The organism is Arthrobacter sp. (assembly GCF_031988865.1).
Classification (GTDB): Bacteria; Actinomycetota; Actinomycetes; order Actinomycetales; family Micrococcaceae; genus Arthrobacter_B.
The window spans coordinates 1-22,890 of the sequence record NZ_DALZXY010000053.1 but is presented as its reverse complement, the minus strand read 5'-3'; the positions used below and the strand labels follow the sequence as shown (position 1 = coordinate 22,890).

General features: G+C 66.3%; 19 protein-coding genes. 7 read left to right on the top strand and 12 right to left on the bottom strand.

What is annotated here, in order from left to right:
• Both RTN46_RS10750 and RTN46_RS10745 read right to left on the bottom strand, forming a co-directional pair.
• Nucleotides 1–469 (bottom strand): DNA-formamidopyrimidine glycosylase family protein (locus RTN46_RS10750; RefSeq protein ID WP_312181246.1); only part of this gene is annotated, 469 nt, incomplete at its 3' end.
• Between the two features lie 79 nt (nt 470–548).
• A complete protein-coding gene (locus RTN46_RS10745) occupies nt 549–851 on the bottom strand; it encodes a helix-turn-helix transcriptional regulator (RefSeq protein WP_312181245.1) in 303 nt (100 codons plus the stop codon).
• A gap of 60 nt (nt 852–911) precedes the next feature.
• Here RTN46_RS10745 and map point away from each other — a divergent pair, with 60 nt between their 5' ends.
• Complete coding sequence (gene map, locus RTN46_RS10740) at nt 912–1,685, top strand: type I methionyl aminopeptidase (protein ID WP_312181244.1); 774 nt, start codon at nt 912–914, stop codon at nt 1,683–1,685.
• Between the two features lie 13 nt (nt 1,686–1,698).
• Here map and RTN46_RS10735 read toward each other — a convergent pair whose 3' ends face one another.
• Entirely contained in the window at nt 1,699–3,195 is a 1,497-nt protein-coding gene (locus tag RTN46_RS10735) for a helix-turn-helix domain-containing protein (protein WP_312181242.1), read from the bottom strand.
• A gap of 139 nt (nt 3,196–3,334) precedes the next feature.
• Here RTN46_RS10735 and aceA point away from each other — a divergent pair, with 139 nt between their 5' ends.
• The 3 genes from aceA to RTN46_RS10720 all read left to right on the top strand — a co-directional run bounded on the left by aceA (nt 3,335) and on the right by RTN46_RS10720 (nt 8,013).
• Complete coding sequence (gene aceA / locus RTN46_RS10730) at nt 3,335–4,642, top strand: isocitrate lyase (RefSeq protein ID WP_312181241.1); 1,308 nt, start codon at nt 3,335–3,337, stop codon at nt 4,640–4,642.
• A gap of 89 nt (nt 4,643–4,731) precedes the next feature.
• Nucleotides 4,732–6,366, top strand: a complete 1,635-nt coding sequence (aceB, locus tag RTN46_RS10725; protein ID WP_312181240.1) for a malate synthase A — start codon at nt 4,732–4,734, stop codon at nt 6,364–6,366.
• Nucleotides 6,367–6,534: 168 nt separating this feature from the next.
• The gene (locus RTN46_RS10720) at nt 6,535–8,013 is read left to right on the top strand and encodes an amino acid permease (protein WP_312181239.1); all 1,479 of its coding nucleotides are present in this window, start codon (nt 6,535–6,537) and stop codon (nt 8,011–8,013) included.
• Nucleotides 8,014–8,044: 31 nt separating this feature from the next.
• Here the strand turns inward: RTN46_RS10720 and RTN46_RS10715 are convergent, their stop codons facing one another.
• The 6 genes from RTN46_RS10715 to RTN46_RS10690 form a co-directional block, all read right to left on the bottom strand.
• Complete coding sequence (locus RTN46_RS10715; protein ID WP_312181237.1) at nt 8,045–9,478, bottom strand: M1 family metallopeptidase; 1,434 nt, start codon at nt 9,476–9,478, stop codon at nt 8,045–8,047.
• A 123-nt stretch (nt 9,479–9,601) separates the two neighbouring features.
• Entirely contained in the window at nt 9,602–9,805 is a 204-nt protein-coding gene (locus RTN46_RS10710; protein ID WP_312181235.1) for a hypothetical protein, read from the bottom strand.
• A gap of 69 nt (nt 9,806–9,874) precedes the next feature.
• Complete coding sequence (locus RTN46_RS10705; RefSeq protein WP_312181233.1) at nt 9,875–10,894, bottom strand: hypothetical protein; 1,020 nt, start codon at nt 10,892–10,894, stop codon at nt 9,875–9,877.
• Complete coding sequence (locus RTN46_RS10700) at nt 10,891–12,132, bottom strand: heparan-alpha-glucosaminide N-acetyltransferase domain-containing protein (RefSeq protein ID WP_312181231.1); 1,242 nt, start codon at nt 12,130–12,132, stop codon at nt 10,891–10,893. Before RTN46_RS10700 ends, RTN46_RS10705 begins: the two co-directional genes overlap by 4 nt.
• A 107-nt stretch (nt 12,133–12,239) precedes the next feature.
• Entirely contained in the window at nt 12,240–13,187 is a 948-nt protein-coding gene (gene dapA, locus RTN46_RS10695) for a 4-hydroxy-tetrahydrodipicolinate synthase (RefSeq protein WP_312181229.1), read from the bottom strand.
• Between the two features lie 13 nt (nt 13,188–13,200).
• Nucleotides 13,201–17,307: a Pls/PosA family non-ribosomal peptide synthetase gene (locus RTN46_RS10690; protein WP_312181227.1), complete on the bottom strand. Its 4,107-nt coding sequence runs from the start codon at nt 17,305–17,307 to the stop codon at nt 13,201–13,203.
• 363 nt (nt 17,308–17,670) lie between these two features.
• On the opposite strand from RTN46_RS10690, the gene RTN46_RS10685 reads away from it, so the two are divergent.
• Nucleotides 17,671–18,870, top strand: coding sequence for a heparan-alpha-glucosaminide N-acetyltransferase domain-containing protein (locus tag RTN46_RS10685; protein WP_312181225.1), 1,200 nt, complete (start codon nt 17,671–17,673; stop codon nt 18,868–18,870).
• Here the strand turns inward: RTN46_RS10685 and RTN46_RS10680 are convergent.
• Nucleotides 18,857–19,594 carry a 4'-phosphopantetheinyl transferase superfamily protein gene (locus RTN46_RS10680; protein WP_312181224.1) on the bottom strand — a complete coding sequence of 246 codons (738 nt, stop codon included), beginning with the start codon at nt 19,592–19,594 and terminating at the stop codon, nt 18,857–18,859. The two genes, RTN46_RS10685 and RTN46_RS10680, sit on opposite strands and share 14 nt — an antisense overlap.
• Before the next feature lie 109 nt (nt 19,595–19,703).
• Between RTN46_RS10680 and RTN46_RS10675 the strand changes: the two genes are divergently transcribed.
• On the top strand, nt 19,704–20,414 hold the full coding sequence (locus tag RTN46_RS10675; protein ID WP_312181221.1) for a DsbA family oxidoreductase: 711 nt from the start codon (nt 19,704–19,706) through the stop codon (nt 20,412–20,414).
• A gap of 83 nt (nt 20,415–20,497) precedes the next feature.
• On the opposite strand, the gene RTN46_RS10670 is transcribed toward RTN46_RS10675, so the two are convergent.
• Both RTN46_RS10670 and RTN46_RS10665 read right to left on the bottom strand, forming a co-directional pair.
• Nucleotides 20,498–21,172 (bottom strand): LytR C-terminal domain-containing protein, encoded by a 675-nt coding sequence (locus RTN46_RS10670; RefSeq protein ID WP_312181219.1) that lies wholly within the window; start codon nt 21,170–21,172, stop codon nt 20,498–20,500.
• Nucleotides 21,165–21,464 (bottom strand): type II toxin-antitoxin system VapB family antitoxin, encoded by a 300-nt coding sequence (locus RTN46_RS10665; RefSeq protein ID WP_312181217.1) that lies wholly within the window; start codon nt 21,462–21,464, stop codon nt 21,165–21,167. The genes RTN46_RS10670 and RTN46_RS10665 overlap by 8 nt, the downstream gene beginning before the upstream one ends.
• 122 nt (nt 21,465–21,586) lie before the next feature.
• Here RTN46_RS10665 and RTN46_RS10660 point away from each other — a divergent pair, with 122 nt between their 5' ends.
• Nucleotides 21,587–22,486, top strand: coding sequence for a hypothetical protein (locus tag RTN46_RS10660; protein ID WP_312181215.1), 900 nt, complete (start codon nt 21,587–21,589; stop codon nt 22,484–22,486).
• Nucleotides 22,487–22,890: the final 404 nt, after the last annotated feature.

The window sequence follows — 22,890 nt, the reverse complement described above, 5'->3', positions numbered from 1 at the left end:
TCTCCAGGTCGACGTCGAACGCTTCCGGACCCAGCCGCGCGATTCCCGGAACGTCACCGGGATCCTTGACCACGTAAACCGCCAGCGACTTCTTAGTACCCGCCTCGGTGAGATCGAACCCAGGCTCGTTTCCGTCCGGATCAGGCGCGAACCGCACCCGCAGGGCCATCGCACCCTTGCCCGGACGCAGCCGCCCGGGCTTCAACGCATCGGACCAGCGCAGCCATCCGGCCTTGGCGAGGTGTATCACCAGGTGCACTCCCCCGGCGGTGATGATCAGGAACTTTCCCCGTCGCTCGACGCCGGTCACCGGTCCAGCTTTGAGAGCGTCCAGCGGCACGTCGGCGGTTTTCAGGACAGCAAAGGACAGGACCTCGACGTCGGACACCACCGCAGGCGGCGCATCCTCCGGAATCAGCTTGGTCCGCAGGAAATCAGCGAGTCCCTGCACCTCGGGCATCTCAGGCATGGCTACACCCTAAACGCTTCGGCGGGAATCCAAACAGGAAACCTGCCCAGCTGGCCCTTTGTCCTGGGAGCCCCTTGCCCTAGGAAGCCAGCATCTCCCGCACCCGCTCACCGGAGCCTGCCGGTTCGGCACCGTTTTTAGGCTGGCGCACCTCAGCCCACACCGCATCGAGGGAGAGTCCCAGGACTTCGGCGAGCGCCGCGATTGACGGGAAGGATGGCGTTGCCACGCGGCCGGATTCGATCTTCCGCAGCGTTTCCGGCGAAATCCGCGCATCCAGTGCGACGTCGAGGATGGTGCGTGCTCCCCTGGTACGGCGCAGGAGGGCCCCCAGACGCTGCCCGCGCTCGACCTCTTCAGCTGTGAGTGGCAATCTGACCATGGCCCCCATCATACCGGGATAATATGGCCGGTATAGTTATTGGAAAGTGAAAGGTCGCGCATGATCGAAATTCTGAACCCCGCCGAAGTTACCAAAGCCCGCAAGACGGGCGCCCTGGTCGCTGACATCCTGCAGTCCCTGAAGCAGCGGGCTGTGGTCGGGACAAATCTCCTGGACATCGACCGCTGGGCCGCCGCCATGATCCACGACGCCGGAGCCACGTCCTGCTACGTCGACTACGAGCCGTCCTTCGGCCGCGGGCCCTTCGGCCACTACATCTGCACCGCCGTCAACGACGCCGTGCTCCACGGTCTGCCGCACGACTACGCACTGGCAGACGGCGACCTGCTCACCTTGGACCTCGCAGTCCTCAAAGGCGGCGTGGCCGCAGACTCGGCAATTAGTTTCATCGTGGGAGATTCACAGCCGGCAGAGAGCGTTGCGATGATCAACGCCACCGAACGTGCGCTGGCCGCAGGGATTGCCGCGGCCAAGCCCGGAGCCCGCATCGGCGATCTGTCCCATGCCATCGGCACGGTCCTGAGCGACGCCGGCTACCCGATCAACACCGAGTTCGGCGGCCACGGCATCGGCTCGACGATGCACCAGGACCCCCACGTACCGAACACCGGACGTCCGGGCCGGGGCTACGAGCTGCGCCCGGGGCTGCTGCTCGCCCTGGAACCGTGGGTCATGGCAGACACCGCCAAACTCGCCATGGACCCGGACGGCTGGACGCTCCGCAGCTCCACCGGTGCCCGGAGCGCACACAGCGAGCACACCATTGCCATCACGGACGACGGTGCAGAAATCCTCACCCTGCCGTCCCGGTAAATCCCGGACCGGCTCAGTCCCCCGCGTGCGCCTGCAGGAACGAATACACCTCGGTCTCATCCACGCCCGGGAACGCGCCCGGGGGCAGGGCCGCCAGCAGGTGTGAGTGCGCGCGGGCGCTCGGCCAGGCCATCCCCGACCACTCGGACGCCAGCTCCGACGGCGGTGTGCGGCAGCAGTCCGGATCCGGGCACCGGGACTTGGACCGCTCGGTGGTATCCCGGCCGCGGAACCACTTCACATGGGCATAGGGCACGCCGATGCTCAGCGAAAACAGGCCGCCGGAACTGCGCTCGGTCCGCGCGGTGCACCAGAACGTGCCGGCAGGCGTATCCGTGTACTGGTTGTACGCGCTGAACTTATCCGCCACCGAAAACACTTCCCGCGAGGTCCAGTACCGGCAGATCGGCTGGCCCTCGATAGCCCCGGTATGGTCGGAAGGGAACGTTACGCCGTCGTTCTCATAGGCCTTGTAGACAATGCCGCTCTCATGCACCTTCTGGAAATGTGTCCGGATGCCCAGATGCTCGGTGGCCAGGTTGGTGAAGCGGTGCGCGGCGGTCTCATAGGACACGGCGAAGGCGTCGCGGATGTCCTCGACGGCGATTTCCTTGGCTGCCTTGGCCCGCTGCAGGAATTCCACCGTGGCCTTCTGCGGCAGCAGCAGTGCCGCGGCAAAGTAGTTCGTGGCCACCCGCTGGCTCAGGAACTCCCCGTAACTGCGCGGCGTCTGGTGATCCAGCACAAAATGACCCAGGGCCTGCAGCAGCACCGAGCGCGGATCGTGCTCGGAGCGCTGTGACTGGGTGAGGTAGATCCGTTTGTTCTTCAGGTCCGTCACGGACCGGGTGGAGTGCGGCAGGTCCGAGACGTGGTGCAGGCTGAAGCCTAGGTGCGCGGCGATGTCGGCGATCACGTGCTGGGACAGCGGGCCGGTGGTGTGACCCACCGAATCCAGCACTTCCTGGGCCGCCTGCTCATACTCCGGGAAGTAGTTGTTCCGCTCCCGCATCATCGCGCGCAGCTCACCGTTCGCGCGGCGGGCTTCCTCGGGCGTCGCCACCTGCTCGTTGAGGCGGCGCTCCAGTTCGGCCTGCAGACCCACCAGGGATTCGAGCACATCCAGCGGCAACCGCGAAGAAACGCGAACCTTCGGCAGGCCCAGGGATTGATACAGCGGCCCGCGCTGGGCCCGTTCCAGTTCGATTTCCAGGGCCGCCCGGCGGCTGGGCGGCTCAGCCCCCAGCAGCTGGTCGATGCTCACATCCAGCGCCTTCGCCAGCGACTGCAGCAGCCCCAGCTTCGGCTCCCGCTTGCCGTTTTCGATCAGTGAGAGCTGGGAGGCCACGGTCCCGACGGCGGCCCCCAGATCATCGAGCGTCATGCCTTTGGCCTTGCGCAGGTGCCGCACCCGCCGGCCCAGGCTGATGACGTCGAGGGAGGCCTCGGCACTGCCGTCGTCGTTCGATTTGCCGGCAGGAAGGGGCCGGTTCCATGTTGCACTGGTCACAAATTCACAATATGCGAAGAAGTGCGTTTCTTTCCATAGATAACCCCTAGAAAGCCACTTGTTATTGCCGGAGTGTTGATTCCACAGCAAGGAAACGCCGGTTTAGCCGGCTCGCACCGCATTCGAGGAGACAACGGCAATGACGCAGGAACAGAGCACCGCAAACGCAGCACGCACCGCTGAGCAGCTGGCCCAGGACTGGGCCACCGATTCACGCTGGGACGGCATCGAGCGGGACTACACCGCCGAAGACGTCGTCAAGCTCCGCGGCCGTGTCCAGGAGGAGCACACCCTGGCCCGCCGCGGCGCGGAGAAGCTCTGGGACCAGGTGCGCAACGCCGGCGACGAGGGTTACACGAACGCCCTCGGCGCCCTGACCGGCAACCAGGCCGTGCAGCAGGTCAAGGCCGGCCTGAAGGCCATCTACCTCTCCGGCTGGCAGGTGGCGGCCGATGCGAACAACTCCGGCCACACCTACCCGGACCAGTCGCTGTACCCGGCCAACTCGGTTCCCACCGTGGTCCGCCGCATCAACAACGCCCTGCTGCGCGCCGACCAGATCGAGTTCGCCGAAGGCATCCAGTCAGTCGACGACTACCTGGTGCCGATCGTGGCCGACGCCGAAGCCGGCTTCGGCGGCCCGCTGAACGCCTACGAGCTGATGAAGTCCATGATCCAGGCCGGCGCCGCCGGCGTGCACTGGGAAGACCAGCTCGCCTCGGAGAAGAAGTGCGGCCACCTCGGCGGCAAGGTGCTTATCCCCACCAGCCAGCACATCCGCACCCTGAACGCCGCCCGCCTGGCAGCCGACGTCGCCGACACGCCCACCGTGGTGATCGCCCGTACCGATGCCGAGGCCGCCACCCTGATCACCTCCGACGTCGATGAGCGGGACCAGGAATTCATTACCGGCGAGCGCACGGCGGAAGGCTTCTACAAGGTCCGCAACGGCATCGAGCCCTGCATCGCCCGGGCCAAGGCCTACGCACCGTACTCCGACCTCATCTGGATGGAGACCGGCACACCGGACCTCGAACTGGCCCGCAAGTTCTCCGAAGCCGTCCGCTCCGAATTCCCGGACCAGATGCTCGCGTACAACTGCTCGCCGTCGTTCAACTGGAAGAAGCACCTGGACGATGACACCATCGCCAAGTTCCAGCGCGAACTCGGGGCCATGGGCTTCAAGTTCCAGTTCATCACCCTGGCCGGATTCCACGCCCTGAACTACTCCATGTTCGACCTCGCCCACGGCTACGCCCGCAACGGCATGAGCGCCTACGTGGAACTGCAGGAGAAGGAGTTCGGCTCCGAGAACCGCGGCTACACCGCCACCCGCCACCAGCGTGAAGTCGGCACCGGCTACTTCGACGCGATCGCCACCGCCCTGAATCCCGAGGGCAGCACCCTGGCACTGGCCGGCTCCACCGAAACCGCCCAGTTCCACTAAAAAACATCACCCCCTTCCTCCCTCCCGGCCAGCGCGCCGGGAGGGAGGAAGGGACCCAGCACCACCCGAAACACGCCAAGGAGCCCGCCATGAACGACCCCATCACCCTGAACGGTATTTCCCTCACTGCAGCGCCGGTTCGGCGCCAGGAGGAAATCCTCACTCCGCAGGCCCTGGACTTCGTCAAGGCCCTGCACCAGGCCACCCACACCCGCCGCCAGGAATTGCTCCAGCAGCGCCAGGCCCGCCGCCAGCAGATTTCCAACGGCGCAGATCCGGCGTTCCTGCCCGAAACCCGGCACATCCGCGAGGACGGCTCCTGGCGCGTGGCTCCGACCGCACCCGGCCTGGAAGACCGCCGCGTGGAAATCACCGGACCCGTGGACCGCAAGATGAGCATCAACGCACTGAACTCCGGTGCCCGCGTGTGGCTCGCGGATATGGAGGACTCCTCCACGCCGTCCTGGGCCAATGTGGTCAACGGGCAGCTGAACCTGCACGACGCACTGGATAACCGCCTCGGCTTCACTTCCCCCGAGGGCAAGGAATACCGGGTCCGCGGCCAGCAGCTGACCGAGCTGCCCACCATTGTGGTGCGCCCCCGCGGCTGGCACCTGCCGGAGAAGCACATGCTGGTGAACAACACCCCGATCGCCGGCGGGATCGTGGACTTCGGCCTCTACTTCTTCCACAACGCGCACCGCCTGATCGCTGAGGGCCGCGGCCCGTACTTCTACCTGCCGAAGATCGAAAACCACCTCGAGGCACGGCTGTGGAATGACATCTTCATCCTGGCCCAGGACCTGCTTGGCATCCCGCAGGGCACGATCCGCGCCACCGTGCTGATTGAGACCATCACCGCCGCCTTCGAGATGGAGGAAATCCTCTACGAGCTGCGCGACCACGCCGCCGGGCTGAACGCCGGCCGCTGGGACTACATCTTCTCCGTGATCAAGAACTTCCGCACCCGCGGCCCGCGGTTCGTCCTCCCGGACCGCAACCTGGTGACCATGACGGCTCCGTTCATGCGCTCCTACACCGAGCAGCTGGTGCGGGCCTGCCACCGCCGCGGCGCCCACGCAATCGGCGGCATGGCCGCTTTCATTCCCAACCGCAAGGACAAGGCCGCGAACGACGTCGCCATGGAGCGGGTGCGCGCGGACAAGACCCGCGAAGCCGGCGACGGTTTCGACGGTTCCTGGGTGGCGCATCCGGACCTGGTGCCGGTGGCCGTGGAGGTGTTCGACGGCGTCCTGGGCGAGCGTCCGAACCAGCTGGAGCGCACCCGGGAGGACGTGATCCCGAACGACAAGGAGCTGCTGAACATCGCAGCCACCCCGGGCGTCATCACCGAAGCCGGCATCCGCAGCAACATCGAGGTAGGCATCCGTTACATCGAGTCCTGGCTGCGCGGCAACGGCGCGGCGGCCATCAACAACCTGATGGAGGACGCCGCCACGGCTGAGATTTCACGCTCCCAGATCTGGCAGTGGATCCACTCCTCGGCCGTCACCGATGAGGGTGAGATCGTCACCGCGTCCTGGGTGGAGGAACTTCTGGAGCAAGAATTCGGCCGCCTGGAGCGCTTTGACGGCGACCGGTTCGACGACGCGCTGGAGCTGTTCGAGGAAGTGGCCTGCGGCGAGCATTTCCCGACCTTCCTGACCGTGCCCGCGTACGCCCGGTTCCTGCATGAAACCCGGGAAGCCGCTGTGGCCGCCTAGGCAGGCAGCTCACCAACAGCGAAGGCGGGGCAGGACGCGCAGGCGTCCAGCCCCGCCTCAACTGTTTTGGACGCTGCTGTGTCCGGCGTCATCAGGGGCCAACCGCGGCACGGCGTAGAATAGATGCGCCGCCATCGCGGCGACTCCTCCACTCCAAGGTGTTCTTGCATGTCTTCCTTCGCCCAGGCCCTGGCCAGAGGGCTGAACGTCCGGCACATCCGCTTTATGGCACTAGGCTCGGCAATCGGCACGGGTCTCTTTTATGGGTCCGCCGCGGCCATCCAGGCGGCCGGACCCGCCGTGCTTCTTGCCTATATCATCGGCGGCGCCGCCGTGTTCCTGGTCATGCGGGCCCTCGGGGAGATGGCCGTACGCCATCCTGTCTCCGGCTCCTTCAGCCAGTACGCCAACCGCTACCTCGGCCCGTTTGCGGGCTTCATCACCGGGTGGACGTTCGCCTTCGAAATGGCGATCGTCGCCATTGCCGACGTCACGGCCTTCGGCATCTATATGGGCTTCTGGTTCCCCGATGTTCCGCGCTGGATCTGGATCCTCGCCGTCGTGCTGTTAATTGCGGCCCTGAACCTGATGCGGGTCAAGGTTTTCGGGGAAACCGAGTTCTGGCTCTCGATCATCAAGGTCTCGGCGATCGTCGCGTTGATTGCCGGCGGCGCCGCCATCATCATCTTCGGTTTCGGCCTGCCGGACGGCGCGAATCCCGGACTGGACACGCTGCTGGGCTCCGGTGGCTTCTTCGCCAACGGGTTCTGGGGCCTGCTGGCGTCCTTCTCCGTCGTGATGTTCGCCTTTGGCGGCATCGAGACGATCGGTATCACCGCGGGCGAGGCGGACAATCCGAAGAAGGCCATCCCGGCCGCGGTGAACACAGTGCCGGTGCGGATCCTGCTGTTCTACGTAGGTGCCTTGTCGGTCCTGATGATGCTCTTCCCGTGGCAGGACATTAACGGGGAGACCAGCCCCTTCGTGCAGATTTTCGATTCGCTGGGTATTCCGGCGGCGGCACATATCCTCAACGCGGTGGTGATCACCGCGGCGCTCTCGGCCATCAATTCGGACACCTTCGGTGCGGGCCGAATGATGTATTCCCTGGCCAGGCAGGGCCAGGCACCGGCGGGATTCGCCCGAATTTCCCGGCACGGCGTGCCGTGGATGACCGTTTTGGTGATGGCCGCCGTCCTGCTCATCGGTGTTGTGCTCAATGTGGTGCTGCCGGAGTCACTGTTCCTGGTCATCGCATCCATCGCGACCTTCGCGACCGTGTGGGTCTGGCTGATGATCCTGCTCTCCCACATCGCCATGAAGCGCGAGATCAAGCGGCGGAACCTTCCGGCCTCGGAGTTCGGGGTGCCGTTCTGGCCTGTGGCGTCCTACGCTGCCCTGGCGTTTATGGTCTTTATCGTGGTGCTGCTCGGCATCATGCCGGATACCCGGATCGCCCTGGTAGTCGGGGTGGCCTGGATCGCGCTGCTCTTTGGCGCCTACCGGCTCTGGATCCGCGGTGCGGGCCGGGAAGCGGCTGTGCTGGCGGATGAAACCGGCGCGGATGACGCTGTGACAGATGGTGCTGTGACAGATGATGCGCTCACGCAGGAGGGCGACGGCGAGACCGCCGGAGTGCATTCCTAACCTCCCCAGCCGGCGGGCTGTTTCCACTGACTCAGGGACAGGGTGGCAGGACGTTCCTGGCGAGCCAGGGTTCCAGCACGGCGGCGGGATCGGCCCCGGTGCCGGCATACGCCTGGCCGGCCAGTTCCAGGAAACCGGCGGTGGAGGCGGTCCCGTGCCGGAAGGCTTCGGTCCAGGTGCGCAGCAGCACGAAGAACACCCGGTCCGAAGCCGAACGCCGCAGGGCATGCAGGGCAAGCGCCCCGCGGACATACACACGGTCATCGAACATGTGCTCCGGACCGGGTGCCGCCACACAGAGGTCCTCGGGCCGCCGTGAGAGCCAGTGCCAGGCTTCCTGGCCCAGTTCATCGGCCGTTCCCCGTCCGGCCTCCTCCGACCACAGCCATTCGGCGTACGTGGCGAACCCCTCATGCAGCCAGATGTCCTGCCAGCTGCCCACCGTGACGGAGTTCCCAAACCATTGGTGGGCCAGTTCGTGGGCAAGCAGCCGGCGGTTTTTCCGGCCCAGGTGGTTCCGGCCCAGCACGGTGATGGTCTGCGCTTCCAAAGGAATCTCAAGCTTGTCCTCCGTGACCACCACGGTGTAGCTGCCGAACGGGTAGGGGCCGAACCAGTGTTCGAAGGCGGCGAGCATCTGGCCCTGCTCCGCCAGTGCGGCCCGGGCTTTGGCGAGCCGCCCGGCCGGGGCTGCCAGCAGTTGCACCGGGGCTGACAGCTGGAGGTTCGGGGTATGCCGGCCATCAGCTAGGTCCAGACCGCCAGGGCCCCCAGCACCCCCAGCACCCTCAGTGCTGTCAGTGCTGTCAGTGCTGAGCTGTACCTGGTCGTACCGTCCGATCTGCACGGTGGCGAGGTAGGCCGCCATCGGCTCTGGCTGCTCGAAGGTCCAGGTTCGGCGGCCGTCCGCGGCCGCCTGCCCGGTACAGGCGCCGTTGGCGATCACCCGGTATTCGGCCTCCACCGTGACCGCGAACCGGTAGGACGCTTTGTCTGCCGGATGGTCATTGCAGGGAAACCAGGTGGGTGCTCCCGCCGGCTGTCCGGCGGCCAGCGCCCCGTCCGTTAGTTCCTCCCACCCGATGCTTCCCCACAGACCGTCCACGGGCTCAGGAAAACCGGAGTATCGGATTCGCAGGGACATCCCAGCGCCGGCGGGCAGCCGGAACGGCAGCGTGATTTCCAGATGTTGCCTGCCCTGGGTAAAGGCAAGCGGGGCTCCCGCGCCCTCGACGCGGCTAACGGTTAGGTTCTGTTGGAGGTCAAGGACGACGCCGGTGAGCGGCTCCCGCGCCGTGAGCTCGAGCTCGGCTGTTCCGTCCAGGAGGTTGGTGGTCACGGAGTAGTCCAGGGCCAGGGTGTACCGGGAGACCGCGTACTCCGGATGACCGTGGCCTGGCGCATAGTCGCGGGAAGCGGACTGTGCCTGCAGAAAGTTCAGAAATGGCGGGTCGATGGCATGCATGCGGCCCGATCCTGCCACCGCAGCCGGGTTTTGTCAGCAGTGTTTTGCCGGGCGTGCTTTGTCGGCAATCCGGGTTTAAGGGCGTCTTCAGGCGTCCGGGCGTCTTCAGGCGTCCGGGTTTCCTCAGGCCTCGCCCTGCGCCTGTTCAGCCGTGCGCTGCCAGCGGGCGCGGGTGGACTCAGGGAGTTCCTCCCACGGCGGAGCCGGCGGCATCCACAACCCGGGGAGCAGTTTCATCCGTTCCTCGTACAGCGCCTTACCCGCCTGGTGGCTCGCTTCGGGCTCATCCTGACCCGTTCCTGGCCGGTCTCCGAAGCTGTTTCCCATGATGTAGAAGTCTATCCGTGCCGCAGGTCCAGCCGTGCAAGCGGGCTCCGGGAGCCCACTCCCGGGCGGCTATTGCGTAATCTTCGGTCTTTTCTGGTCCCGCTCCGACCTTGCCGAGCGCATTTTGGCGCCCACATAGGCGGCGAAAAGGGCGATGGAAAAGCCGAGCACCGCGTAGGGCTCCCAGTGCGGATCCCCCGGGGCGTCGCCGGCCCTCTCCGCGGCCGTCTTGGAAGCTGCGGAGTGCTCCTCGGCTGCACGTTCCTCCGCCTCGCGCTCTGCGGCCTCGGCGTCGGAGCGGGCGGTCGAGCTAACAAAAACGTCCCGCTGGATTCCCATCACCATCCGGTCTCCGGGGACAGCGGTGCGCAGAAACGTCGTTACCGTCTCCAGATCGGTGGAGATACAGCCCCACGTTTCAGCGTTGCCGGCATGCAGGAAGATGGCGAACGAGGCCCCCTGGGTGACTTCCATGTCCGGCGGACGGTTCCAGTTGATGACCGCTGCCTGTTCGTAGAGCCCGCTCTTCATGTACCGCCAGAGGTTTTCGTCGGCCGAACCGCCTTCCCCCTCAAAGTACTGGTTGTAAGTGGGTCCCCTTTCCCCTCCCCAGCGTGAGGCTTCGTTTAGCCGGTAGTACTTCAGGGCAGTCCCAGGGTTTTCCTTGCCCAACGCCTCTGTGACGGTGAAAGACCCTGTGGGGGACAGCAAGGTGTTCTCCCACATCCGGCCCGCAGGCGCGAATCCATTCCGACCGGCGAACCCGGTGACCTGCCATTCCTGCTCATAGCCGGAATCGCCGTCGGACACGCATCCGGTGATCAGGACCTCCGTGAAACCATAGGCACGCGCGGTGGCGAACGTAACGCGGTCCGCCTGGCCGACGTCGAATTTCACTTCGCCTGCCGCCAGCCGTTCGCAGGGATTGGAAGAAACACCGCGGATCTTCGGGGTCGCCAGCATACTTTCCGGAGGGTCCGGCGGATCCGAGACCAGCGCAAAGACCGGTGCTGGCCCGATCAAGAGCAGCGCCGCCGCGGCGCTCAACGCCGCACTGATCCGCGGAACCCCGCGCAGTTCCGCTTTCACCGCTCCGGCCGCGGTGGATCCGGGTCCTGGTTACCTGCACGGTGCTGCCCGTGTTCCGGATTTCGCCGCGCCCGGTTCCTGTGCAGCCCCCGGTGGGTTGTCCCCCCGCCGCCGCTCTGCCGGGCCAGCACAGCCGCCCGGGTGCGGTTCACTGCCCCCGAAACCAGGCGCTCCAGCGGCCCCTGGCCCTTCAGCCGGTGCCAGATAAGGGCGAAGACGGTGACCAGCACGATCTGCAGGAGCAGTGAAATCATTGGGACATCGTTCAACAAGCCCGTGGCGAGCAGGAGCAGGTGCGCGGTGTAGAGCGTAAGCGTCATCGATCCCATAGCCGCCAACGGTGCCAGGACCAGGCGGGCCTGCCGCTCCAGCAGGAGCAGCGCCGCCAGCACGGCAGTGGAGATCCCAATCGTGTTCAGGATCGCCAGCGGGGTGCTGGAATACGGTGCCAACCCGGCCAGCCACCACCATGAATCGGTGGGGAGGGCCGGATCCGGCCCCCAGACCAGGATGTCATCGACCACCTCAGCGCCGGCCGTGGATCCGCCGTTGAGCTCGGCCAGGCTCTGCCTGCCGCCACCGGGCCCCAGGAGGAACGCGGACGCCAGGGTGGTTAGGAGGGCCAGGCCGCAACCCGCCGCGAGCAGGCCAGTTTGGACACGCCGGCTGCGCAGGTCCAGGCGTCCAATCGCCAGCCCGGCGCAGATATACGCCATCCAGGGCAGGGCCGGGTACACACCGGTGAACAGCAGCTGTCCGGCGCTCTCCCCAAAGTGGGTGAACAGACCTGTGAACGTGGGCTGCTCCCCGGGGACTGGCAGGTAGTCGCGGACACCCTGCATCACAACGGGCATCAGCAGGGCAACCGCCCCTGCCGTCCAGGTCAGCGCGCGGGCAGAGAGCCGCAGCAGCGGCAGCGCCAGCAGGAACATCACCCCGTAATAGGCAAGAATCACCTGCGCTTCGATGTCCAGGTATCCCAGCAGCAGTCCGATGGCCATGATTATGACCGCGCGTACTGCGATCCCGGCACGTGCGGCGGACAGCGCAGGACCGTCCAGCCGGCGCGGACCTCCGGACGAAAGTGCGAGGGAAAGTCCGGCCAGCAAGGCGAAGAGCGCGACGCCGCGCCCGGCGAAGAGGGACCAGGAAAGGGTTGGTTCCAAATCCCCATTCCAGGCCGGGAGAACGTGTATGGCCATCATGGCCAGCAGCGCCACCCCCCGCGCAGCGTCCACCCCGATCAGCCTGGTTTTGCCGGGACCTGCGTTATGGGCGCCGGGCGGCTGACTGGGCGGCTCGTGTCTGTGTGCTGCGCGAGGCGTGGAGCGGCCCGGCTCTGCCGTCACCGGACCCCTGTCGGCAGGAGCGCATCGGACAGCCCGGACATCGCCGCGTCCTGCGCAAACAGATCTGTTTCCTCGTCAGTGAGATTCACCAGGGGCAGCCGCACCGGGCCGGCAGGAAGGCCCAGCCGGTTGAGCAGCGCCTTGATGGAGGCAGCCGCCGGGGCGCGGAAAGCACCGCCATATACCGGCAGAAGGCTGCGGTGGATGTCGATGGCGTCCCTGACCCGCCCCTGCCCGAAGGCTTCGAGCAGATCGGACAGCCGGTTGGCAGCCAGATGGCCGACTACGGAAACGAACCCTGACGCCCCAACGGAGAGCAGCGGCAGATTGAGTGCGTCGTCCCCCGAGTAGTAGGCCAGCCCGGTCTCGGCGAGCACCTTGGACGTGGATTCCAGGTCCCCTTTCGCATCCTTCACCGCTACGATCCGCGGGTGCCTGGACGCCGCAGCGAGAGTTTCTGGGCTGATCGCAATCCCCGTCCGTTTGGGGATGTCGTAGAGCATCACGGGAAGGTCGGTGCTGTCGGCGATCGCGAGGAAATGCCGCAGCAGTCCTGCCTGCGATGGACGGGAGTAATACGGAGCCACGATGAGCAGCCCGTCGGCATACTGGGCCGCTGCTTCCTGGGCCAGGGCAATGCTGTGGGCCGTGTCTCCTGATCCGACTCCGGCAATCACTTTCTTGCCGGTCCCCTGAAGCACTTTGGAGGCCGCATGGACCATGGATGCCTTTTCCCAGTTGGACGTGGCGAAGGATTCCCCCGTGGTGCCGTTGACTACAACGCCGTCGTTCCAGCCGTCCCGGCACAACCACCGGACCAGGTCCGCTGCGCCCGGCTGGTCCAGCCTGCCGGCGGCGTCGAACGGGGTCACCATTGCTGTGAGTACCCGGCCGAAAGCGGCTTCGGCAACAGAGGATTTCGGGGAAGCTGCTGCGCTGATCATGTTTTCTCCTGCTCTATCGTGACTGGGTTAGGGCACGCCTGCGGCCGTGCAGGGTTCCAGAATCGCCGTGCGGGTCGAGCGCATCCCGGTGCACCGGCGACGCGGAAGTGCGCGGGAGCGCATCCCAGTGGGTCAGCGGATTTCCGTACCAGGTGCTGTGCGCCGGGACGCTCTCCTCGCGCATGACCAGCGAACAGCAGCCGACCGTGGCACCGTCTTCGATCGCGCTGCCGGGGAGCACGATGCTGTTGGGGCCCAGCGTTGCACCGGCTCCGATCCACACGTAGTCCATCCGCATGATCCGTTCATGGAACAGGTGCGTCTGCAGCACGGTGCCCCGGTTGATGCTTGCTCCCCTGCCGATCTCGATCAGGTCGAATTCGGGCAGCCACCAGGTTTCGCACCAGACGCCGCGTCCGATGTCCGCGCCCATCCACCGCAGCCAGGCATTCAGCATGGGTGTCCCGAGGGACATCCGGACGAGGCCCGGTACTGCCAGTGATTCCGAGAAGACGTCCGCCAGCTCGTTGCGCCAGACGAAGGAACTCCACAGCGGATGTTCCGCTGCCTGGAACTGGCCCAGCAGCGCCCACTTCGCGATGATCGCCACGACGCATGCCGCGATGCCGCTCGCCAGCAGCACAGGGCCGGACCAGAGGACAGCGGCCAGCAGCCCGGCTTCGTCCGAGATGACCGCCAGCACGTAGACGGTGGCCAGCGCCATCCAGACTGTGATGATCGCCGGAATGATCCGGCACGCTTCGACCGCGGCCCGGGCCACCCGCAGCCTGGTCGGCGGGTCGTAGGTCCGCGATGCGTCACCTTCCTCCACCGGACGGGGCAGTTCGACCGGTGGCCGCCCAAACCAGGAGGAGTGCTCCGGCATATCCTTGGGCGCGGAGGAGAGCACGGCGACGAGCGAATTGTCCGGAACGCTGGTGCCGGGCCCCACGATGGCGGAGTTCCCGACGAAGGACTTCTCGCCGACCGTTGAGGTTCCGAGGTGGATCCATCCCTGCCTGACCCTGGCCACGGAGACCATGGAGTGGTCGGCCAGGAAGGCGCGGTCTCCGACTTCGGTGAGGTGCGGGATGGTCTCCACAGTCGAGATTTCCGCGTTCTTTCCCACCTTCGCGCCGAGCCACTCCATCCACACCGGTGTCAGCAATCCTGCATACAGCGGATACATGGAGATCAGGTTCTTGGCCAGCAGCTGGTTCGTCAGCCAGGCTGCCCAGCCAGTCGGTCCGTCCAGCGGATGGACCCCTGCCGGCAGCCGCGGCTGCAGCATACGGACCGATAAAATGGTCAGGGCCAGGTACGAGCCCATGGTCAGCACCACAAAGACCGGGGCCCACAGCGCCAGTTCCCACAATGCCGGGCCCAATTCGGAGGCGTCCTGAAGCAGCAGCAGCACCAGCATCGATCCCGGGATTACCGCCAGCAGCGTCATAAAGGTCAGCCAGGACAGGCCAGCGGCATACAGCAGGTTCGTGCCCGCCCGGCCCTTGGCGATTGAGGGTTTCTCCGGCCAGCCCTCGCCGGCCGATCCGATGTATTCCATCGGTGCTCCGGACCATTTCTCCCCCGGAGGGACCTGCCCCGAGACGAACGTCCCCGGCTCAATCTCGCTTCCCGCGCCGATTTGGCCATCCCCGGTCACAGTGGAACGTGCGCCCACCCGGCTGTGTTCGCCGATCCGGACGTGCCCGATATGCAGGAGGTGCCCGTCGAGCCAGTGCCCGGCCAGGTCAACTTCGTATTCGACGGCGGCGCCGCTCTCGATGTCGGCCAGCCCGGTTACCGGCGGCATCGCCTCAAGATGGACGTTGGGCCCGATACCGCAGCCCAGCGCCCGCGCATACCAGATCCCCAGCGGGGTTCCCATGATGGGCTCCAGTTTTCCGTACGTGACAATCCGCTCGGCCGCCCACAGCCGTAAATGGGTTCCTCCGCCGCGCGCGTAGACACCTGGACTGATGCGGAACAGCAGCACCCGGCAGGCAAGGACCGCTCCGAAAACGCGTGCCGGCAGGCTGTACAGGACAAACCAGGCGGCCAGCAGCGGCACCAGCGGCGGATCCGGCGTCCAGGGTGTGGCCAGCACATTACTCATTACCCAGCAGACGATGGCAATACCAGTGACGTACCGCAGCCCGGTGATCCCGTAGAGACCGGCAATCAGCGGGGCCTGGACCAGCCCGGTCCACCAGGGCGTGTTGGGTACCTCACGCTCGGCGGCGCCGTCGTCCGTGGTTTCCCTGAGGCGCCCCGTCATCGCCAGCAGCGTGGGGTGGGCGTAGATGTCCGCGATCGAGACCTTCGGGTAGCGTTCGCGCAGCGCCGAGACCAGCTGCGCTGCAGCCAGGCTGGCACCGCCGAGGGCAAAGAAGTCGCTGTCCTTGGTCAGCGCCTGCGGCCCGAGGAGGTCTGTCCACCGCTTGGCGAGCCAGCGCAGGTCTGCGTTGAGCTCCACCTCGACGTCGAGCTGCTGCTCCACGGCTTTTTCGGGGACGCTGAGTGCTTTGCGGTCCACCTTGCCGGACGACTTCATGGGAAGCTCAGCGATGATCCGCAGTGTAGGGACCAGCGTCGCCGGAAGCTGGGTCACGAGCTCGGCCCGGGCAGCTGCGATGTCCACGCTCCCGGGAGCCGACTCGACTACGTAACCCACCAGGAGCTCGTTGCCGCTGGAAGTGACCTGGACTGCGGCCGCAGCGCTGGTGACCCCGGGGAGCCCGGCCAGGGCATGGTCGATCTCCCCCAGTTCCACGCGCCGTCCGGCGAGTTTGACCTGTTCATCCAGGCGCCCGGCGAAGATGAGTCCTTCGCGCTCCGCCCGCACCTTGTCCCCGCTGCGGTACGCGCGGTCCCAGCCCAGGGAGGGCAGCGGCGCATATTTCTCGGCGCTGATGACCGGATCCAGGTAACGGGCCAGCCCGACGCCGCCAATCACCAGCTCGCCCTCCTCACCCCAGCAGACCGGGTTGCCGTCCGTGTCCACGACGGCGAGGTTCCAGCCTTCCAGCGGGAGTCCGATGCGGACGGGGTCCGTGCCGTCCAGCAGGGCGGCGCAGGCGATGACGGTTGTTTCGGTGGGACCGTAGGTGTTCCAGACTTCCCGTCCGGGGCCGGAGAGCCGGGCCCCGAGTTCAGCCGGGCAGGCCTCGCCGCCGAAGATCAGCAGCCGGATCCGGCTGACGGTTTCCGCCGGCCAGACCGAGGCCAGGGTCGGCACGGTGGAGACAGCGGTGATCTTGCGTTCTTCCAGCCACGGTCCCAGGTCGATGATCGAGCGGACCACCGAGCGGGGCGCCGGGACCAGGCAGGCGCCGTGCGCCCATGCCAGCCACATTTCTTCGCAGGAGGCATCGAACGTCACGGAGAGGCCGGCCAGGACCCGGTCGCCCGGGCTGAGCGACTGGCCAACGCAGTAGAGCCGTGTTTCGGAGTCGACCAGGGCAGCAGCGGAACGATGCGTCACGGCAACGCCCTTGGGTTTTCCGGTCGAACCGGAAGTGAAAATGATCCAGGCGTCGTCTTCGGGATGCGGTTCCGGGCCGTTGCCGTGGATGGGCACACCCTGCCGGATGGTCAGCTGCAGTCCCTCGCCAATCACGGCGCAGACCCCGCCTTCTGCCCAGACGACGTCCGCGCGGCCGGCGGGCTCATCCGCATCAACCGGTACGTAGGCCGCACCGGAGAAGAGGACTCCGAGAATGGCGATGTACAGGTCGGAGGATCCGGACGGAACGAAGATCCCGACCCGGTCGCCGGCGCCGATGCTGGCTGACCAGAGTTTCCGGGCCAGGGCATGTACCCGGTTGGAGAGCTCTTCATAGGTCAGTGGTTCCGACCCGTCGTCCAGCGCCGGGGCTGAGGGGTAGGCAGCCGTCGTCTCCTTGAAGATGTCGACCAGGGCCCGCTGCTCCGGAGCAGGGCCGCCGTAGTAGACAGCCCGGTCGGGTTCGAGGGTGGTGCGGCTAAACGCCCGCATCTGCTCACCGGTCTCTCCCCGGGCAGGGACGGCTGTGTGCGGGGAGGTGTTGCCTGTGCAGGCGGTCTGGCGGCTTCCTTTCGTTGCGCTCAATGGTTCGGACCGGTCTTCGGACAAAGTCATCGGGGCATTCTTCCTGGTGGCACGGTATGGCACGGGATGGCATGGTGTTCTGCCGCCGTCGTGCTGATTCCCAGCAGGACTCTCCAACAAGCGGCCTTAGGCAGCCTAGGGACGGGTTTGGTACCTGCACATGAGTACAGTGGCGGGCCGCCTACTGCCGGGTACGCGAGCCGCCGTGAGGTACTTACTGGCGCGCTACTCGTTCATCCCCGGTTGACCTCGTGATATTCCTTGCTCACAGGAAGTTCCCAGCAACCGCATAGTCGTGACACAGTCCGCTTTGGTTGCCTCGGACCAGCCATCCGCAAGGCCGGGACGGGCAAGACCGCCCCGGCAGCAGCACGTTGAAGTTGAAGGGGATCCATGAGCACTCCCGGTGTGACGCCAAAAACCAGGTACACGGGAATCGACGCGGCCCGCGGAATTGCGCTGATCGGCATGATGGCGATCCATCTTCTTCCGGCCACCACCGACGACTTCGGCCCCTCGTGGTCCTGGAACCTGTTTGCCGGAAAAGCTGCCGCACTGTTCGCGCTCCTGGCCGGAGTCGCCCTGGGGCTCTCCTCGGGCGGGGTTCGGCCGAAGCGGGGCATCCAACTGACGGCAGTCCGCTGGAGCACCGTCGTCCGGGCGCTGCTGGTCGGCTCCCTCGGCCTGGCCATCGCCTACGTAGATATGCCGGCTTTCATCATCCTGGCCTACTACGGTGTGATGTTCCTGCTGGCGGTTCCGCTGCTGGGCCTGTCTGCACGTGCCCTGTTTGCTGCGGCGGCAGCCTTCGCCGTCCTGGGCCCGGTCCTGATGGAGCTGCTGCGGGACCATCTTCCCGAGCCCGGATACGATCCAACCTTTGCGGATCTCTTCGCCGATCCCGGGAAGATTCTGTCCCAGCTCCTGCTAACCGGGACCTATCCGGCGATCCCCTGGATGGCATACATCTGCGCAGGACTCGCGATTGGACGGCTGCGGCTGGGCGAGTGGAAAACGCAGGTGGCGGTTTTGACTGCGGGGGCGGGTACCGCCCTCGCCGCCTGGTTGACCTCAGCTCTGTTGCTGGGACCGTTCGGCGGCCTGGACCGGATTGAGGCTGCCACCCCGGGGATGGGTTCCCAGGCGATCGGGGATGCGCTCATCTGGGGAACCCAGGACTACCTTCCCACCACCACCTACTGGTGGTTCGCCATTCTGGCGCCGCACTCCACCACCCCGCTTGACCTCACCTACACGATCGGAATCTCCGCGGCTGTGCTCGGCGCAATGCTGCTGATCGGCCACGCCGCCGGACGCTATCTGCTTCCGCTGGCCGCGGTGGGCAGTATGACCCTGACTCTCTACTGCGCCCATCTCCTGGTCCTGGGCACGGGCTTCTACGAGGACCAGCCGGAGCTCTCCTTCATCCTGCAGGTGGCGGCGGCCTTCGCCTTCGCGCTGATCTGGCGTACTTTCCGCCGCCAGGGGCCGCTGGAGGAACTGGTTGGGAAGGCCACCGGAGCAGCCCGGCGACGGGTGCTGGCACGCGCCGAGACCGTGCCCACCACCGAAAATGGCCCTAATCCCAGCTGATCCGATCGACCCGGACCGCTCCGGGCCCAGATACCGCTGCTGCCGCCAGCAGTCCGTCAGGGAGGCCGAGCATCCCGGCGTCCAGATCGAGAACCTGCAGCCGCTGCCCCGTTGTCAGAACCGTAGCCGTGCGGCCTGCGCTGACCTCAACCAGGTGCGGGGCGATGCGCAGTCCGGCACCGGTGGCCTTGAGGACGGCTTCCTTCCGGGTCCACTGCCGCGCCTGCCGCAGTGCCCGGCTGCCTGGAGCATCGGCGTCGAACTGTGTGTGTTCACTGTCCGTACTGATCACCGCGTCCAGGCCGGGGTCTCCGAATCCGGCCAGGTGGGCCAGGTCAAGACCCAGCGCCGCGGTGGCGGTGGCACCGGCGAGCAGCCAGTCCCCGCTGCGGCTGAAACTGACCAGGAACGGAAGGATGCCTCCCCCAGCCCGGTACTGCGGAACACCATGGCTGTGCACAGCGTCCGGACCGCACTCTGGACATCGGTAGTCGGCCGCAACCGCTGACGGTTCAACGCCGGCCAGCGCCGCCACAAACTGCCGCGCAGCCTGCCGGGACGCGACGTAACGGCGCCGCACCGCGGGGTCGGCAAAGGTGCTGGCGCGGCGGAGTTCGGCCGGGGTCAGCGGCGCTTCGTCCGGGTCCGGTTCCCCCAGCCGGCGGACTGCCAGCGACAGGAGAACCGACGCTGTCCTTGCCTCCGTACCGGTCCGGGTGTTCATTCCGCTGCACCCTACCGGCTAAAAGTGGATCCGGGAATCCTCCGGCCCAGCGGCGGTCAGCACGAATGCCGGGGGAATAACCGGGAGCGGTCCGGGGTTGGTGGCAATTGTGTTGGTAGAAATCTGGTCCGATATCGGATGTCCCTGGTGTTTCATTGGCAAGCGGCGTTTTGAAGCCGCCCTATCCCGCTTCGAGCATGCTTCGGAGGTGCAGGTCCGCTGGCGCAGCTACCAGCTTGATCCGACCCTCCCCGAGCATTTCGAGGGCACGGAAATTGAGTACCTCAGCAAGGTCAAGGGCATGGACCCGGCGCAGCTGGCCGGCATGCTGGAGCATGTAACGTCCCAGGCCGCGGGCGAAGGCTTGAACTATCGATTCGCTGACCTGGTTGTGGCGAACACCTTCACCGCGCACCGGCTCATCCACCTGGCCCGGGATTCCGGCGGCGAGGAAGCCGCCGGAGCCGTCAAGGAAGCTCTGCTCTCGGCACATTTCGAAAAGGGCCTGGACATTGGCAGCACCGATGTCCTGACGGAAATCGGCTCCCAGGCAGGGCTCGATCCGGCAATCGTGCGCTCCGCTCTCGCGGGTACTGACTACGCCGACGCCGTCGAGCAGGACGTTGCCGAGGCCCGGGCCCTGGGCGTCAGCGGGGTGCCGTTCTTTGTGCTCGACCGCCGGTACGCTATTTCCGGTGCTCAGCCGGCAGAGGTGTTTGAGCAGGCGTTGGCCCAGGCCTGGGAGGCAGGACACCAGCCGCTGCAGCCGGCAGCGGCCTCCGCGGACGGAGCCGCGTGCTCGGCCGAGGGCTGCGACTAACCCGGGCTCGCCGGCGGTTTTAGCCGGCGGGTTTAGCCGGCGGGCCAGCCGGCGGTTTTAGCCGGCGGGTTTAGCCGGCGGGTTTAGCCGGCGTCCGCTGACGGGGAGGCAGAGGTCCAGGGGCAGCTGATTGGCCCGGGAATGGCGGCCTGTGCCTTCTCCACCGGCACGAGGTCTTCATAAGTGGACCCCAGGACCACATCCACGGAAGCGTCCTTCCGGTCGTCTTGGATGTAGTGCGTTGACGGGATCTGCTGCTGGACCGTGAAGGCCTGGGCTTCCCCGCTGGGGCCGGAAAGGATGATGGCTGTCATCCCGTCCCGGTTCACGGTGCTGTTCCCGGTTTGGCCCACCTTGAAGCCGCGGGACTGCAGGGCTTCGGCCACTTCGGTGGCCAGTCCGGGAGTCGGCGTCGAGTTATAGACGTTCACCGTCACCGTGTCCGGTGACTGATAGAGGTACGGCCCGGCGGGGCAATCGGCCTGCGGCGGTGGCCGCAAGGCCGGACGGGGCAGGTCAATCCAGCCTGCGGCAATCCCCTGCACCACAATGGCCGCGGCAATCAGGACGGCAAGAAGCATCCCCAGGACAACGCCGTGAAACGCCCGCCGCCCCTTGCCCCGGCCCGCGCCGTCGTCGCCGTCCTTGAACACGGCCCCAAGATCCTGCTCGGTGACGATCCGGTGACCGCGCCAGTCATCTGTGTCGCCCGTTTCTTGAGCGCCCTCATGCTCCCCGTCAGGGGGCTGGTTAGTCATCGATCACGAGCACGCGGGCGTGCAGGATAGTGCGCTGGTGCAGCGCAGTCCTTACTGCCCGGTGCAGTCCGTCTTCCAGGTACATAGTGCCCCTCCATTGCACGACGTGCGGGAAAAGGTCTCCAAAGAAGGTGGAATCCTCGGCCAGCAGGGCACCGAGATCCAGGGTGGCTTTTGTGGTCACCAGCTCGTCCAGACGGACCTGCCGGGGAGGTACCGATGCCCAGTCCTTGGGAGTTACGTATCCGTGGTCAGGGTAAGGGCGCACATCGCCAACTGCTTTGAAGATCACTACCCCAGACTAGAGAAGTTAAGGACCCAAGGAAACAGGACTCCCCGGCGGCGGACCCAGCAATACGCGGTTGTGGGCTGCTGGATACCTGTCGGCGGGTTCGGAACGGGAATACTGGAGGGGTGAACTCCTCTGCTCCTCGTTTTGGCCTCCTGCTCGACGTCGATGGTCCGATCGCCTCGCCGGTCACCCGCACTGTCCCGCCAGCCCTTATCGGGCACCTGGTCGCCCTGGCAGCCGCGGGCTGGCCGGTTGTGTTCAACACCGGGCGCTCCGACGCCTTTATCCGCACGCAGGTGATGGAACCGATGCTCGCTGCAGGGCTTCCCGATGACGTACTGGTGCATGCGGTCTGCGAGAAGGGAGCGGTCTGGTTTTCCTTTGACGGCTCCGGTCCGCTGGCGGTGGAAGTTGATGAGACGCTGGCGCTGCCGCGTTCCTATGCGGACAAGGTGCGTGAGCTCGTGACCGGGAAATACGCCGGGCACATGTTCTTCGACGAAACCAAGCTGGCCATGGTCTCCGTGGAGCAGCACCTCGACGTCGCCAACGCGGACTACCTCGCGGAGCAGGAAGCGTTCGACGCCGATGCCCTGGCCCTGATGTCCCGCTTCGACATGGGGGTGTGCCGGCTGGACCACCATGCACCCAACTCCGATGATTCCGTTGACTACCGGATCGACCCGACGATCATTTCCACGGACATTGAGGCGCTCGGCGTCGGCAAGGACCTTGGTGCGAGGCGTGCCCTGGCCCTGCTGGAGGCCGCCGGAACACAAGTTCCCCGGATTTGGCGGACGGTTGGAGACTCACGGACGGACTATGCCATGGCCGACGAGCTGCATGCACTGGGCTTCGACGTCGCGCACGTGGACGTCCGGCCTGCCGACGGCGTTCCGGCCAAGCCGTACCCGGTGCTCACCGTTCCGGACCGCATCCACGAGGATGCCGGCGAAGCGTTCCTGCACCGCTGGACGCAGATGGCTGCGGGACTGGCGGCGGACGGCGCCGGGGTGCAGTAGGTTTCTGGCTGGCGGGCTGCGGCGGCGCTGTGCGGAGGGGTTGGAGGGGTTGCCGGGTTTGGCGGCTCGCGGGCTGCGGCGGTGGCGCTGGCGCTGGCGCTGGCGCTGGCATGCTGACTGGCGGAGAGGCACAGCCTGCGCAGTTTCCCACCCTTCGTGACCCCTGTGACTGGTGAGGCCCCACCCGCCACACCCTCAACATTCAGTGGGAAACTGCGTCGCAGCGGAGCCGTAAGGCGACACGCGTTCCCACCCTATGATCACTCCCGTGACAGGTGAGGCCCCACCTGCCCCAGAAGGCAACAAACAGTGGGAACCCGTGTCGCGGCCGGCCTCGCGGAATGGCCACAGCCTGCGCAGTTTCCCACCCTTCTTGACCCCTGGGACTGGTGAGGTCCCACCCG

Excerpts from the sequence above, each read along its gene's own strand:
- RTN46_RS10745 (WP_312181245.1), bottom strand. The coding sequence starts at position 851 with ATGGTCAGATTGCCACTCACAGCTGAAGAGGTCGAGCGCGGGCAGCGT.
- map (WP_312181244.1), top strand. The coding sequence starts at position 912 with ATGATCGAAATTCTGAACCCCGCCGAAGTTACCAAAGCCCGCAAGACG.
- aceA (WP_312181241.1), top strand. The coding sequence starts at position 3,335 with ATGACGCAGGAACAGAGCACCGCAAACGCAGCACGCACCGCTGAGCAG.
- aceB (WP_312181240.1), top strand. The coding sequence starts at position 4,732 with ATGAACGACCCCATCACCCTGAACGGTATTTCCCTCACTGCAGCGCCG.
- RTN46_RS10720 (WP_312181239.1), top strand. The coding sequence starts at position 6,535 with ATGTCTTCCTTCGCCCAGGCCCTGGCCAGAGGGCTGAACGTCCGGCAC.
- RTN46_RS10715 (WP_312181237.1), bottom strand. The coding sequence starts at position 9,478 with ATGCATGCCATCGACCCGCCATTTCTGAACTTTCTGCAGGCACAGTCC.
- RTN46_RS10710 (WP_312181235.1), bottom strand. The coding sequence starts at position 9,805 with ATGGGAAACAGCTTCGGAGACCGGCCAGGAACGGGTCAGGATGAGCCC.
- dapA (WP_312181229.1), bottom strand. The coding sequence starts at position 13,187 with ATGATCAGCGCAGCAGCTTCCCCGAAATCCTCTGTTGCCGAAGCCGCT.
- RTN46_RS10690 (WP_312181227.1), bottom strand. The coding sequence starts at position 17,307 with ATGACTTTGTCCGAAGACCGGTCCGAACCATTGAGCGCAACGAAAGGA.
- RTN46_RS10685 (WP_312181225.1), top strand. The coding sequence starts at position 17,671 with ATGAGCACTCCCGGTGTGACGCCAAAAACCAGGTACACGGGAATCGAC.
- RTN46_RS10680 (WP_312181224.1), bottom strand. The coding sequence starts at position 19,594 with ATGAACACCCGGACCGGTACGGAGGCAAGGACAGCGTCGGTTCTCCTG.
- RTN46_RS10670 (WP_312181219.1), bottom strand. The coding sequence starts at position 21,172 with ATGACTAACCAGCCCCCTGACGGGGAGCATGAGGGCGCTCAAGAAACG.